Origin of the sequence: Carbonatibacter coralli, assembly GCF_039592655.1 — a bacterium.
In the GTDB taxonomy this organism is placed as follows: Bacteria; Pseudomonadota; Alphaproteobacteria; order Kiloniellales; family Kiloniellaceae; genus Carbonatibacter; species Carbonatibacter coralli.
This window is the reverse complement of sequence record NZ_JBBUTJ010000002.1, coordinates 218706-233016: the sequence shown is the minus strand read 5'-3', so window position 1 is coordinate 233016 and position 14311 is coordinate 218706. Positions and strand designations below refer to the sequence as shown.

At 51.3% G+C, this 14311-nt stretch carries 10 protein-coding genes; 3 read left to right on the top strand and 7 right to left on the bottom strand.

Annotation, left to right across the window (positions count from 1 at the left end):
• Nucleotides 1-93: 93 nt before the first annotated feature.
• Entirely contained in the window at nt 94-429 is a 336-nt protein-coding gene (locus AAAH10_RS06550; RefSeq protein ID WP_343561793.1) for a hypothetical protein, read from the top strand.
• 2 nt (nt 430-431) lie between these two features.
• On the opposite strand, the gene AAAH10_RS06545 is transcribed toward AAAH10_RS06550, so the two are convergent.
• The 6 genes from AAAH10_RS06545 to AAAH10_RS06520 form a co-directional block, all read right to left on the bottom strand.
• Complete coding sequence (locus AAAH10_RS06545; RefSeq protein WP_343561791.1) at nt 432-2828, bottom strand: DGQHR domain-containing protein; 2397 nt, start codon at nt 2826-2828, stop codon at nt 432-434.
• 3 nt (nt 2829-2831) lie between these two features.
• Nucleotides 2832-3710 (bottom strand): DNA adenine methylase, encoded by an 879-nt coding sequence (locus AAAH10_RS06540; RefSeq protein WP_343561789.1) that lies wholly within the window; start codon nt 3708-3710, stop codon nt 2832-2834.
• Nucleotides 3711-4144: 434 nt separating this feature from the next.
• Entirely contained in the window at nt 4145-4690 is a 546-nt protein-coding gene (locus tag AAAH10_RS06535; RefSeq protein ID WP_343561787.1) for an HNH endonuclease family protein, read from the bottom strand.
• A gap of 701 nt (nt 4691-5391) precedes the next feature.
• The gene (locus AAAH10_RS06530) at nt 5392-5946 is read right to left on the bottom strand and encodes a VUT family protein (RefSeq protein ID WP_343561785.1); all 555 of its coding nucleotides are present in this window, start codon (nt 5944-5946) and stop codon (nt 5392-5394) included.
• A 1280-nt stretch (nt 5947-7226) separates the two neighbouring features.
• Complete coding sequence (locus tag AAAH10_RS06525) at nt 7227-7460, bottom strand: hypothetical protein (protein ID WP_343561784.1); 234 nt, start codon at nt 7458-7460, stop codon at nt 7227-7229.
• 1799 nt (nt 7461-9259) lie between these two features.
• Nucleotides 9260-10147, bottom strand: a complete 888-nt coding sequence (locus AAAH10_RS06520) for an MBL fold metallo-hydrolase (RefSeq protein WP_343561783.1) — start codon at nt 10145-10147, stop codon at nt 9260-9262.
• An 85-nt stretch (nt 10148-10232) separates the two neighbouring features.
• Here AAAH10_RS06520 and AAAH10_RS06515 point away from each other — a divergent pair, with 85 nt between their 5' ends.
• On the top strand, nt 10233-11141 hold the full coding sequence (locus AAAH10_RS06515) for a LysR family transcriptional regulator (RefSeq protein WP_343561781.1): 909 nt from the start codon (nt 10233-10235) through the stop codon (nt 11139-11141).
• Between the two features lie 59 nt (nt 11142-11200).
• Nucleotides 11201-11890: a haloacid dehalogenase type II gene (locus tag AAAH10_RS06510; protein ID WP_343561779.1), complete on the top strand. Its 690-nt coding sequence runs from the start codon at nt 11201-11203 to the stop codon at nt 11888-11890.
• 1077 nt (nt 11891-12967) lie between these two features.
• Here the strand turns inward: AAAH10_RS06510 and AAAH10_RS06505 are convergent.
• Nucleotides 12968-13807 (bottom strand): hypothetical protein, encoded by an 840-nt coding sequence (locus tag AAAH10_RS06505; protein ID WP_343561777.1) that lies wholly within the window; start codon nt 13805-13807, stop codon nt 12968-12970.
• Nucleotides 13808-14311 lie beyond the last annotated feature (504 nt).

Genomic DNA, 14311 nt, shown 5'->3' with positions numbered 1-14311 from the left:
ACTCGCATCTGACACGGGGTCTCTTCAGTCCTCAGATGGGGAAAATGGACAAAGGGAAGTATCTGGCATCCCTGATGCTCTTACACCACGGTCATGGGTGCTTTCGCTGTTCAGTTGAAACAGATTGCAGCCGGGCTCGGGATCTTCAGGGATGATCTCTACAGCGGCTTTGCCGATCCTAACAGAAGCGGTCACCGTTTCGGGACAACTCTGCTCGGTCCCGCCTTTAGTCCTGTAAATTTAGTTCTCAATATCGTCAGAGGGAGCAGCACACCGCAGCGCGAAGCCGTCGAAGCTTTTAAGTGTTATCTCGTTCCGGGATCATCTCTTTGGTATGTCAGAGTTGGAGGAGAATTAAGTGTAGTTATGAAGGTTTTACCAATGGATATTGTTTTATTCTTAAGCAGCTATATTGGTTCCAAACCGTGATTTCATTCTGTTAACGCGAGCTTTTTGTTGTTGGGAGTATTCTGATTAATTCGACTTGTTAGTTCCTGATGTATCTTGTCCAAAAAGTCGACTTCTTTGATGTTCAGGCCTTTTTCTTTTGTGCCTTCATGTGCAAGACTGTTTCTGTGTGAATTGAAAATAGTTAGCCATTTGGTTTTATCGTTTTTGCTATTAAATCCTTCTCCAATATTGATTGAAAATGTTGTCTCAAATGTTTTGAATCCAGGAAGAAAATCTTTAGGGGATTTACTCCAATGTTTTTCAATAATGTTTTTGTAGTCTGTTATGAAAAATTGCTCAGTCCATTTTATTTCTTTCTTGTCGAGTTTTTCTCTATACCTTCTTTCCTCCTCTTCGCTGGCTCTTTTTTCGCACTCTCTTTTAATAGGTGCAATTTCTAACTCCCAGTCATCATTATAAAGAGTTTTAAGTTGTGATAGGATAGTGTTCTTGAGGAGGCGCTCGATCTCTGTGGATAAATTTCTTGCCTTGTCCTGTAGATCCTTATCTTGACGTTCTTGCCAGTCAATCAGATCGCTAGGGTGATAATCTCGATATTTTTCATGTACCAAAAGTTGGAATTTTCTAAACCAAGCAACATCCGCTCCAGAACCTAATTTGCTCTTAAGTTCTTCCTCTTCCTCTTTGGGTAAGTTTTGTAAACCTTCTAGTGCAGCTTGAAGATATTCGGAAATTATTTCAAATCGATCCTTGGATGAAGTGGATGTGCGCAAATTCCCTTTATCTGTTTCAAATTCGTTCAAGCTGCTTATCAGGCTGATATAAGCAAAAGTTCCTCTATTAGATAGAATAAAACCTTGGTGTTCATCGCCAAATATTTCAGGAAAATAATTTTCTACGTAGTCATAGCAAAGAACTAAAAATCTGACCAGCTTATCTCTAGTTTGGCTCATTTCGGTGTTGTGGTCATTGTTGTAAGCATTGTACATAGAGTATTTTAGAAGGTCTTCATTGTATTTATTGCCGTTGGCTTTGGGCAAAAGCGTTGTTTTCGTCAGAGCTTTTGAGAATGGATTTGCTGACAGGGGCGCTCTGTCTTCTCCAATTGATATCTTTTTGAAAAGCGTACCTTGATTGTTTGCCAAGCGTTGAATTACAGATGATCTAAGAGCCTTAATCCTTGAGGCTGCAATTTCAGATCCCCAATAGAGATCTTCTTCAAGAGTTATTCTCAGAGTGGCGCTGACAGCTTTTTGATTTTGATTGATGTTCATAAACATTTCCAGCTGATCGGTGCTTTCCAACCCCTCAAAAGCGACAACAGGAATTGTATTTGTATCTTTGTAAGTGCTTCCGGCATATCCATAAACTCTGTGCTGCCCATCAATAATGTAGGCAATTGCATAGGTGTTTGGAATTTTCAAAGTACCATTGCGGGAAATGCTGCTCTTTTCTTTGCTTGATGCTTCAAATTGTAACTTATTTTTGTTTTTACTAAAGTTTAGAATTACTGAATTTGGAAAGTACCCACCTTTGTCGATAAATTTTCGAATCCCACTTAAGCGACTAGGTATTAAAAGTCTTTGGTAAGTAGGCATTTCGCTTTCGTTGGCACTTGTTCTGTGTAAGATGAAGCCAATTTTCAAGAGAGTGTGAGGTTCAATAGAAAACATATAGTATTTTTTTCCCCCCATAATTCCTTGGATGGCAGGTACTTCAATTTTGTTTTTGTTTATTGATTGCCCTTTGAAGAGCATGGCAGAAAACTGGTAATGAGCAGATTCCTTATAGGATTTTATTACACTGTTAATGTAATCGTAAGTGTTGTCATTATAATGAAATGAATTCGTAGATAGTAATCTTTCGATGTCGGTGCTTGTGGAATTAAGTTTTATATTTCTTGTTGCAAAAATATATTTTATCTTTTTATCTTTTCCGAACATCTGCTCCAGCGTTTTTTTGAAACCCAACAATCTGTTTTCTAACCCTTCGAACTCTGTCTTGTAAGATGGAGCTCTGATGACTTTTTGAGCGGATTTGCATTCGACCAACAGAATGCTGTCTTCGTTGATTGCGATAACATCAATTTGTTTCTTTTCGTTTTCGCCTTTGCCATAAGGTAACCGAAAGGTGTTATCGGTATTAAGGCATCGATAACCTAACTCGTAGAGCTGACACCAGATGTCATCTTCAAATTTGGTGTCATGACCTTTTTCTTTTCGCAGTTTGGTTTTTGTTTTAAGAGGAGATGTATAGTCCTCCCAGCCTTCTTTAAGCATTTCATCAACTAAGTTGTGATGAACATTTTTTTGATAATATTGACCTTTTCTTGCTTTGTATATTTTTCCAAGCGATGACTTGTCAGTTGTCAATTTGGTAAATAATTGCTCGACTTGAACGGGATCAATAAATGCCATTTTCTAGTAACTCTTCATAACTAATTCTGAAAAACGTCCTCTGGCTTTTGCATTGCCGGATATGACGCTGAGGCGATCCAAGCTTTTAATTGTACCTAGATCTTTATAAAGGTCTCGAATTGATGGATGATCTGCGTTTGTGAGCAGGATCTTCGCTCCTCTGGCCATTGCATTATCAATGCAATCCCGCAGACGTATTTGATCTTCCCAGCTAAAAATATGTTCGTTGTATTTTATGAAGCCATTTAAATTGTGTTTGACCGTGTAGGGGGGATCAATGAAGATAAAATCATCTTTACCGGCTGCATCAATTATCGTTTGAAAATCAGTTGAATAAAGCTGGGCATTTCTCAAGAGATTAGAAATGCTTTCAAAATCATCAGTGTTTAATACAACATTTTGTTTTGTTCCGATTGGAACATTGAAAGTGCCTTTTAGATTGACCCGATATAAGCCATTCCAGCATGTGCGATTTAGATAAATAAATCGCGCAGCCCTTTCGGGGAGAGATACAAAAGTTTTGTCTCTTATTTCATAATAAAAGCTTTTACTGTGTTTAGAGTGATACTTTTCAAGAATGGTGAAGGTTTCTGACCAGTCTTCCTTTAATGCTTTGTATGTGTCTATAAGATCACTGTTCATATCTCCCAATATGGAGACGTCGGGTTGGAGGTGAAAAAAGACTGCCCCGCTACCCAAAAAAGGTTCTAGGTACCTGTTATAATTTTCAGGAAATAGTTGTGAATGCTTTGAAACAAGCCATCGTTTCCCCCCAGCCCATTTTAAGAAGGGTATAGTTATCGATGAATGTTTGTTTTGATTTAAATCTGCTTTTTCCACAGTACACCATTTTGAAAAAACATAGCCATAATTAACAACCATGGCGTATATAAACCATTCAGCGGTTACTTTGAAGGAAAATATGAGGTTATTCTATGAAAATACACCTTATAAGAGAATCATAAGATTGAGATATCAAGGGTAGAAATAGATTACTAAACGCTTTAAAGCAAATAGACTCAATTATAGGTATTGACGAGTCCATGTTGGGTTTGGTGTGTCATCAAAAAGCCCCGCACGTTCTTGGAAGAGGTGCGGCGTCTCATGCGCCTTCCTACGCATGCAGGGTTAGGTGGGCTGCCGCAACGAGCTTCATCAGGCCAAGATTGAGACGGGATTGCTTGGCGTGAAGCTCAGCAGTTGGGGGCATCCTGAGAAGCTGAACAGAGGGGTATCGCTTCCTGAAGGGTACGGGAGCTGGTTCGAATTGCCATTCGGGGAGGGGAGACAATTGTTTGTCATTTGTCTCGCAAGTCTTACTCGCAGTGTTCCAGCTCTGTTTTCAGGAAGGCTTTTTCTGCCTTGTCGTAGGTCAGGTCGTAGCGTTCCTTGATGGAGATCCATTTTCTGAGATAGGTGCATTTGTAGCCGGGCAGGATGTCGAGCCACTGTGCCGGGTCCTGATCGGATTTCGCCCGGTTCAGGGAGGCGCTTGTGATCAGGAGGTTTTCCGGATCGTTGGCAAAGGCCTGCTTCAGGGTCCTTGACCAGGCCCAGCCTCCGGAACGGTGGGCCTCTTTCAGCGGAACGATGTGATCGATGTCCACCTGCTTTCGGCCGGTGAAGGTTTCTCCACCATAGGGGCCGACCCATTTGCCCGTGTCGACAGTGCATCCCTTGTCGTTTGTGAATGTCACCGGTTCCAGACTTTCAGCAATGAGCATCTCGGCGCGGAGGTTCTGGCAATCCCGGTCAACGTCAATCCAGTGGGGCCATTCGCTGCGATCGTATTCGGGGAGCTCGTGGGCCATGGCCGCAGGCGCAAGGACCAGCAGCCCGATGGCTGTCATTGTTCTGAACATAGCGAGTATCTCTTGTTTTCTTGTGTTTTTTTGGGGCGTCTTGAATGCGTTGAGACAAGGCTGTCTTATGATAGCGGACTTGCGAAAATAGTGCTGTAAAAATGTAATTGTTTGTAACTTTTACGACTTGTGATCGCGGGGTGATCCTTTGATTCCTGTCGCTCCGGGGCATTCAAAACCAGTCAGAGCCAACAAACCCGGGCGACGCAGCGAAACAGGCTGTTGTTTCAGGAGGAGATCAGAACAGGCGCAGCCTTTTGCCCGGATTGAAACAGGGACCGCCTGAAACCGGGACGGCCTGAAGCAGGTTCCCGGCGTTCCATTCGCCCGAAAAGAGGGAGGCGGGCGTGCTGGCTCCTGTATCCTGCGTCCGTTTTCTGACTGGTTTTTGTCTTTCAGAACGGCATGGAAACAGGTGCTCAAAGCTGATCCCTATCGCTGTCATCATCGCCGTGATCATTGTTGTCGGCAGGCGCAGACCCAAAAGCCCTATCCCGGATTGAAACGGGTCAGTCTCGTCATACAGCACCGGGGCTCTTGCTTTGTTTGAGAAGAGAAAGTCTGCTGGGTCGGCCTGATTGCGCGGACAGGTTCGCGTGTCCTGTCAGGCCTGATGCAGGCTGTCAGAGGGGAGTTCCTGTGCGTGATGTGCCACTGCAACCCGTGAGATTTCAAATGTATGGGCGAAGGGGGTTTTGTTTTCAGGCCGGGTGAATGCCTGCTCTCTGATCCCTCTTTCGCAGGAGTGCGATCAGGGGGAGGGCCAGCAGGACCATCCAGGCCTTGCCCAGAATTTGCCCGGACAAATAATCGAGACTGCCAAAGGCAAGCTGAAGAAAAACAATGCTGTCAATGACCAGGCCCACGACACTGCTGGCAAAAACGGCCAGAATCAGCCGCCGCTTCTGCAAGGGGGTGTAAACGGCAAAGTCAGCCAGTTCCGACAGAAGAAAGGCAACGGTTGAAGCCAGAACCAGGGGTGTCGGCGCTACAAGACCCGAAAGAAGGGCGCCCAGAATGATCGCGATCACGGCCCAGATCTTGCCCAAACGTCTCTGCAGCAAATCCCGTAAAACCAAGGCAATGCCAATCATCAGAACGCCGCTCGGAGCCATCTGGTCAGGGCCGACAGGAAGAAGACACGGGCCTTCCGGAACACAGACTGTCCCCACATTTCCAATCATCCAGTTGGCAAGCGGGATGCAGAGAAGGAACGCTGCAAAATAAACAAAACCTTCAATCTTCAACTGTTTCACCGGGCTTGCCCTCCAGCTTTGCGACCATGTCCGGTGTTTACAATCCGGCTGTTCTGATAGCAATCCCAAAAAACAGTTTCATTTTAAAAGTGTTTTGTACCGGGTTTGCCTGAATGTTTTCGTTCCCGTTTGACGTCGCGCTGACACTGCCCTGAATGTCCGGGACCTGACGGCGGGAAAGGTTATATCCCGCCAGCGCAGGGCGCTCCAAACCCCGGAAGGCCGTCTGTTTGCCTTGTGCGCATCAATGCACTGGAGCCCCGGGCCTGAGCGTATAGCCGGATGGCCTCAGGGTTATTCCTTTCGCACGCGGGACAACACAGACCGGCCCGGCGGGAATTCTGATTGCGGACTTTGTACAAACGGCTCTGAAGCAGGATTGCACATCCTTATTGCCCGGCTCTCCTTCTGTTGAAAGCAATTGATCCTGTTTCCTTTCTTTGGCCGGGATGCCTGTCCTTGCGTTGATCAGGAGCGAAAGCCGGTTGCGTGCGTTGCAGGATGACAAAAGGGAACGAAGGGAACGTCGTGCCCTTTTTTGTGTTGTACTTTCCGGAACCGGGGTGTGCGTTTCAGTTTTTTCAGTTCATATGCAACGGCTTGGTCATCAGGCTCTGCGGTTCCCGCAACCGCTTGTCGCCTGTCACGTGTTTTTCCATAAAAAAATCCCTTCCTGCGTGAACAGGAAGGGATTTGAGTTGTGATGACAAACACTTGTCAAAACCCTCGGAAGAGAAAGAACTCTCTGGGGAAAGAGAGTGACAAGGTATGTGGTACTCCTCATTGAGCGAGAACCACTTTGCCGCCTTTCTGTTTTCAGATGATTACAAAAAGACGGTTTCGGGCTTCAAAACGGTTTCATAAGTTTTTCCTGCGCTGTTTTCTCCGGGATGTTTCCTGGAGGTTTTGTCTTCTTTTCAGGTGCTCCCTGTCTCACAGAGCTGCCTCTGGATCGAGTGGTTTGCAGATGGTGAGGGCTGCCTCTGTATGTCGCGTTGTTGCCCATGCAGTTTGCGGAAGAGAAGAGGCGGTCTTTAGCCCGCGGTTGTGTGGAGCGCAGAGCGAACGAGACCAAGCGGTTGCGTGGAGCGTAGAGGGATCAGGAGTATGCAGGACTTGCCGGGCATTTGCAGGTGTGATCTGTCTCTGCTTTATCCGTGTCCGCTTTGCTTGCCTGCTTTTTGTCTGTGGCCGTTTGCGATGTGTCTGCTCCGGTTTCGTGCGTGGGCGTTTTATTATGAGAGGGTTGAGTTTTTGCTGGTGGTGCGGCCTGTCCTGTTTCATTTTTCCAGTGCCAGTGCCAGTGCCAGTGCCAGTGCCAGTGCCAGTGCCAGTGCCAGTGCCAGTGCCAGTGCCAGTGCCAGTGCCAGTGCCAGTGCCAGTGCCAGTGCGTCAGTTTGTGAGATCTTTTTTGAAACAGGGGGAGGGAGACTGGATAGCCAAACCAGGGTACAGCGGACTTCGGTACCAAGTCTCCCTCTTTGGTCAACAGGTGCGTTACTCCTCTCAACCAATTCACTGTTTCAGGGCCTCGTCTGCCCGAACAAGCGGGAAGGGGCTGTTTTCAATAAACCATCGACTTCAATACAAACCCGACAGAACTGCCAGCGAGGCAGTGAGCTTGATGATGTGTCGGCGAGAAAAAAGACGGCACGTGACTGGAAGCCATGTGTGTTTTAAGCCACGTGCCGCACAAGGATACACAAACGCCCACTCGCTTTAGGCTCTGTGTGCTACTAACGTCCTAAACAGAGAAAGCCTGTATGATTAGTAACAGGGACATTTTTAGGGGAATTTCGTTGCTGGACGATGACCGGAAGCCCCGCGTTTGACTTCAAATGACTTCTTTGGGTTTCCTCAGGATGTCTCATCTGTTTCCCGCGTTGATCCGTGTCTCCGGTTTGTCGGGATTTTCTTCTGAAGGGGCGGGCGGAATCTGATGGAACGCGGCCGGGAGGGGATGGCCGGGATTGGTGATTCGATCAGACCTTTTTCGGCCGCCTGCGCCCTGTTTCCGCTTCTCAGAGCTCTCTGTCCGTTACTCTGAAGGTCTTTGCCGGAGCTTCATTTCGACCGGAGGCCGTGGCCTGTTTCGCCTGCCCTGTCCGAAGGCCTTGCCGGGACGTCTTTCCGGTTTCTTCTCTTCCTTCCCGGATCTGCCTGGTCACGGAGTTTGTTTTGGAGGGCGTGGTTTGCCTGCCGGGACAGGTTGTGCCTGCATGAGGTGCTGCCGGTTCGCCGGACAGGATAACAGGTGTGCAGCAGACAGAGGCAAAGCACAGTCCGGGTGTAAAGTGTGAGAGGCAGAGGATCGGTTGTTCCCGCGTGTGATGGAGGGCTTCGTCTATCAGCTCAGGGAAAAGTTGCTGTGTTGGCGCAGGGGAGCAGGTACAGGACGCGGATTGCCTGCCGTGTTGCGGGCTGTGCAGGGGATTGGTGACAGGGGAGTTGACAGGGCAGGGGCCGGCGCCGGTTGCGTTGAGCATGAAAAGCCCCGCTGCGTATCAGGCGGCGGGGCTTGTTGCTTTTAAGTCGTTTCATCACGAATGCGGGAAACAAAAGGGTGGTGCACAGGCAGAACCAAATCATGCACCACCCTTTTAGGTGCGCAGGACCCCCACCTTGTCTTCTGCGCACCAGCTTTGTTGCCTGCATCAAGCGAGGGCGTCTGGCCATCCCAGGCAACGCCGTATTAGTTGGCAGGCTATTCCTTCATTAGAATTACAATTGTGGCCTTTTTGACTTCATTCGATTGCAGAAGAAAACCCCTCTCCCGTCTGGGGTGTGCTTGGGAGATCCCGCTGGAGGGACGGGAGAGGGGCGACTTCAGGCTGTCCGGGATAGCTGGCACAGTTTAAATGGGAGCCTAAAACTGTTTGACGTCACCCGAACGGGCTGAGGGATATCATTAATTGATAATGTGAGCGGACCCCTCAACCGCCTTTATAAACTCAAAATTCTGTTTCCCTGCGATTACCCGAAAGGGTGTTTTTGGTTACATCACGATTTCATTTGCATCGGGAACCCAAAGCCGAAGAGCGGGAATAAAGCGGGGATGGGCTGCTTCTGAAGGGCTTCGGAGCTGCTGTGGGCTTGCGTGGCGACGAACCGGATGAGGCGGTGGCCTCCTGATCCCGGAAGGCCCAGGGGCTTTCCGGATGGCAGGTGGGTAGACAGATGATCAGACGGGCAGAGGGGCAGATGAGCAGGCCAGGGGCAGGAGAATTCGGGGGAGTTGACGGGAGCCGTAAGAAAAAAGTGGCGGAAGAGCAGGTCTTCCGCCACTTTGCAAAGGATTTCGGAACAGGAGGGCTCAGGGCCAGCTCATTTCCCCTGTCGCAACTTTGGCGCTCAGCTTGAGGTCCTCGAGATTTGTGAAATCGGGATAGAGGCCTGTCATGGTGCTGACCAGCTCCTCCGAGGTCTGCGCAGAGGCCGCGGCCTTTTCAAAGTTCCCGATATAGTCACGGGTAAAGGCGACGATTTCTGCGGTTTCACTGCTGGAACCAATCACGTGTCCGGGAATGATCCGCTCCGGAGAGAGAGCCAGAATGGCATCCAGCGACTGGCGCCAGTTGTTGCGGGCTTCCTGTGTTTGTGCATCTGCCATCCAGACGTGAACGCCTTCGTAAAGCAGGACACCGCCAACAACAGTCCCGGCCGAGGGAACCCAGACAAAACTGTGCCGGGGATCATGCCCGTCCAGGCCGACAATCCGCAGTTCCTCGCCATCCACTGTGAAACGGTCTGTGGTGATGACCTCCGGAACAATGGTCCGGGTTGGTGCGTTGTCTCCCAGAATGGGACCCCAGTAGGACAGCTTGCGCTCCACGGTTTTTTCGATGTGTTCGACTGTGGTCGGGCTGGCCACCACCCGGGCCTCGGGATAGGCCGCAAGAATCACATCCAGACCAAAGTAGAAATCGGGGTCGCCGTGGCTGATGTAGATCGTTTTGAGCGCCTTGCCACTGTCGCGGATCATCTGCAGCACAGCCTGTGCATCGTCCCGCTGGAACTGGGCATCAATCAGCAGCGCCTCGGTCGGGCCGGTCACCAGTGTGGAGGCAACAGGAAAAAGGCTTTTTTCGCCGGGGTTAAAGGTTTGCAGCGTCAGCTTTTCGCCGGCCGCAGCGGGTGACAGGGCGAACAGGGCGCTTGCCATGATCGCCAGAAAAGTGGTGCGCAGGAACTTCATTGTCATACCTCGTTGATCAGAAGAAGGAACTGTGAACCGGACTATAGAGCGCCTTGATCAATCGATAAATATGGTGATATTGGTATAACCCATGCACAAAACTGATAATTTATCACTCGATGGTCACCTGCTGAAACTCTTTGTCCTGATCTGTGACACCGGCTCGGTCTCCGGCGCGGCGCGACATCTGGGGATCAACCAGTCCTCTGCCAGTCACGGGCTGGAACGGCTGCGACGCATCACGGGAGACCCGCTCTTTGTGCGATCCGGTCGCGGAATTGTTCCGACCGAGAGGGCAGAGCGGCTTTTGCTGCAGGCGCGCGAACTGCTGACCGGTATTGACAGCTTTGCAGAGGCCGACAGCTATGATCCGCTGACGGATCAGGGGGCTTTCAAAATCGCGGCGAACGATTTCGAGGTGGAAACCATCCTCGGCCCCCTGCTGGAAATCCTGCAGCGGGAAGCCCCCGGCGTGCAGCTTCATATTCTGCGCTCGAATGGCCGCAATGACTGGATCCCCCTTTTGCGCGACGGTCTGGCTGATCTGGTTCTCGCCCCCCGTCTTTCGGGAGACTATTCCGATCTGGCGCAGCAGGTGCTCTTCGAGGATCACCAGGTCTGTGTCTACTCCGGGAACAGAAAGGACGTGCCGGACAATCCGGAGAGCTATTGCGCGGCCGTTCACGCTGTTATGTTTTCGGGACAGAACCCCAGAACAGAGATCGACAGGCTGCTGGAGAAGCAGGGCAAAAGCCGCCGGATCGGACTTGTCTGCCCCAGTTTCTCAATGCTTGCGGGGCTGATGCGCGGGACAGAGATGATTGCGACCATGCCCTCGCGCCTGACCAACACTGTTTTTGCCGGCTTCGAAAGCGTTGCAGCGCCCGTTGACATCCCGGCCTTTTCCATTGCCCAGATCTGGCACACGCGCAACAGGGTCTCGGCCCGCCATCGCTGGCTCAGAGCCCGCATTCGGGGGCTTTTTCATCACGTGAATTGAATTTCCCTGCGATCTCCCGCTTAATGACAGGCAAGGTTGATCAGGAAAGGAAAAAGACCGTGAGTGCAAAGCCGGACAAACCGAAGGTGATTTTTTTTGATGTGAACGAGACCCTGCTGGATCTGACACCGCTCAAGGCTTCGGTGGGGGCCGCGCTGGGCGATCGGCCTGATTTGCTGCCGCTGTGGTTTACCACGCTGTTGCAGTACTCGCTGGTTGATACCCTCTGTGAGGACTACAGTGGTTTTGACGAGATCGGCGTGGCAGTCCTGTGCATGCTGGCGCAAAAGCAGGGCCTTTCCCTCAGTCTGCAGGAGGCCCGGAGCGCGGTGCAGGAGCCCTTTCGCAGACTTCCGCCGCATCCGGATGTCCTGCCGTCCCTGCAGCGGTTGAAGGCGGCGGGTGTCCGCATCACCTGTCTGGCCAATTCCCCGGCAGAGGTTCTGGCCGACCAGTTTGATTTTGCCGGCATGAGCGCTTTTTTCGAGCGCCGGATCAGTACAGAGGAGGCCGGAGCTTTCAAACCCGATGCGCGAACCTACGCCCATGGTCTCTCTGTGGTGGGGGAGCAGCCGGGTGATGTGATGATGGTGGCCTCGCACGCCTGGGATTTGAAGGGTGCAGCACGCGCAGGCCTGCGCACCGCTTTCCTGCAGCGTCCGGGCGCGATGCTCTATCCCCTGGCTTCGGAACCGGACATTGTTGTTCCCGACCTTGCCGCCCTGACCGACCACCTGCTGGGGGCGTAAGACAGAGCCGGAGAGCAGGGCTTTGTCCGGAGGCCGTATGGATTTCTGCGCCCTCAGGGCAGTCGAGCAGGTGTCGCGGAATGCGCGCAGGAAGGCTAGGCTGTGGTGCTTTTGTCCGGCTTATTCGAGGAAGAAGGCATTGGGGCAGGACCTTTGAAAGGCTGCACCTGTTTTGATGGTTCTTAAAAAAGGGCTGCTTTATCCTTTTGAAAAGATTGTAATTCTGACGGGGAATGAGTTGAAATTTCACGTCTTAAGGTTGTGTTTTTCTGAAATTTTGTTACCGGATCTGTCGCTTTTGTGATAGCGTCCTCCTCGATTGAAGTTGGGGATTGAAGTTGGGGATTGAAGCCGGGGAGTGAAACCGGGACTGTCAGAAGTGCTTTCTGAAAATTCAGGCGAAAGGCTGCAGAAGACAAGCGGCCTGACGCGTAAGGGAAAGCCGCTGAAAAAGCTGTTCAGTCCGGGAGGAAACAGGGAACCGGAAGACATTCCGGACAGAGTGACCGGGACCATCCTGCGGGAACACCGGTCCGTTCAACGTCTTTGTCTGTGCCTGTGTGCGGTATTGGGGGAAGAGCCTGCCTTTGAGGGCGGGCTTGCGGCATCTCTCCGGTCCTGACAGGCGTCGGGGCCGGAGGGCTGTTGCCATCTTCCTGCGGGGCGTTGCCACGAGCTGTTGCTGCTATGAATTCCGGTTTGACGCGAAGGTGATCGTTTTCATTTCTGAACAAAAGAACACAGACCGGAAAGCTGCCACATGATCCGGTGTCGGGCTGCCGGAGCAGGAGGCTGTTCCTCTTTTCGTTTTTTTTCGGGGCTTTGTCGCTGGTTTTCGGCAGAAAGAAACAGAAGAGACGAAGTTTTTTGGGGGCGGGATCGCAGCCCCGCTGTCCTTGAGAAATCAACAAATGTCACGTTTGTCGCTCACGGGATCCGCAGGACAGCGGGAAGGTGAAGAAGCGCCGGGAGGAGCCAACTGCCGGCGCTTCTTCTGCCTGGAGATCGTATTCAATCGAGCCTCGGGCAGAGCGGATGCGCAACGTTGGGGCATTGCCACATCCACCCCATGTGGCCTTATTGACCGAGCTCCATGCGCACGGCGTCGTCTGTGGTGTAGACAACGGATTTGTAGGCAAAGGGCGCAACCTCGGGCCCCAGCGCCAGAAGGGATTCCATGAATTCCAGCGCTGTGCGGCAACGTTCTGTCAGCGCGCTTTTGCGCGTGCTGTGGGCCTTGATGTAATGCAGGGGATTGTGCCCGGACTGCATGTAACCCTGCATGATCAGCGGCCAGTAATCCGCAGGACTGGACGGAGGTGTGAAAGCGCTCGGGCTTTTGCGCGCCCCTTCGATCACGTCACACCTGAAGCGGGAGAGACCGTCACGCTGGGTTGCACTGGCGCCGGCCCAAAGGTGGGAGCGAAAGCGCGAGCGGGCAAAGCTGTGACAGGCCTGCGGTTTATCCTGCAGGCTTTTGAGCAGCCCGGTTTCGTGGTGCATCAGTTCGAAAATCTGGAAGTTCGGTGCCCTGAAAAACGCGGCGAACCAGGGGCAGACCATCAGGCGCCGGGCAATCTGTCCTGCCCTTTGATGGCGTTCTTCTGCCGTGCCGGAAAAGCCGGAGAGATCGCGCTGAAGCCTTTCTTGCAACTGCTGTTCCAGATCGGGTGTGGCCTCCAGCAGGCTCTGCATCACCCTGTCGTTCTGCGCGAGCTCTGTAACCGTGTCCGACAGCTCCCTGGCAGAGAGGGGCGCAGAACCAAGGGCAAGACTGCCGGTCAATGTCAGGGTGGACAGCAGGTTGCCGGGCTGGAATGCGTTCAGAAAAAGGCCCTGCAGGTGATCTGCCGTCAGGGACAGTTCCGCAGGGTGCGGGGGAAACAGGGTGGACAAAAGGCCGATCGCATCAGGCATTTTCTGCATCTTTCTTTGCGTGTTGGCTCGGGGCTGTTGTTGCCCCGGGTATCAAAACGGAAAGTCCCAAGCGATGCCCCCACACCGCCTTTCCACTGCGTCAGTCGCGGGTCATGCTGGGAGGGTTCAAAGAAAAAACACAGAAAACGCCGCAACCGGATTGGTGCGGTGTTGTGCTGTGAAGGGAGATGTTTGCTGTGTTGTGTTTCAGTTTCTGTTTTCCGGAGGCCGCAAGGGTTACGAACAGAGCGCCAGATCCGGGAGACTCTTTGTTGCTGGTTATTGCCGGATCAGACGCAGGGCCTATAAGGCACCTGTGCAAGTCTTTGTTCCGTTGTTTCGGCTTTTGTTGAAAGACAGTGTCCGGGCCGGATTGCCGTTACAAGTCCGGTTTGGATCCGTCGGTCCTTTGCGACAGATGAGGATCAGGTGCGCTTCTTGTGAACCGGTTCTGCGGATCTGTCCTTTGTTCCGGCTTTGACTGGGAACAAAGTCAGAGCCGAA

Excerpts from the sequence above, each read along its gene's own strand:
- AAAH10_RS06550 (WP_343561793.1), top strand. The coding sequence starts at position 94 with ATGGGTGCTTTCGCTGTTCAGTTGAAACAGATTGCAGCCGGGCTCGGG.
- AAAH10_RS06545 (WP_343561791.1), bottom strand. The coding sequence starts at position 2,828 with ATGGCATTTATTGATCCCGTTCAAGTCGAGCAATTATTTACCAAATTG.
- AAAH10_RS06540 (WP_343561789.1), bottom strand. The coding sequence starts at position 3,710 with ATGGTTGTTAATTATGGCTATGTTTTTTCAAAATGGTGTACTGTGGAA.
- AAAH10_RS06535 (WP_343561787.1), bottom strand. The coding sequence starts at position 4,690 with ATGTTCAGAACAATGACAGCCATCGGGCTGCTGGTCCTTGCGCCTGCG.
- AAAH10_RS06520 (WP_343561783.1), bottom strand. The coding sequence starts at position 10,147 with ATGACAATGAAGTTCCTGCGCACCACTTTTCTGGCGATCATGGCAAGC.
- AAAH10_RS06515 (WP_343561781.1), top strand. The coding sequence starts at position 10,233 with ATGCACAAAACTGATAATTTATCACTCGATGGTCACCTGCTGAAACTC.
- AAAH10_RS06505 (WP_343561777.1), bottom strand. The coding sequence starts at position 13,807 with ATGCCTGATGCGATCGGCCTTTTGTCCACCCTGTTTCCCCCGCACCCT.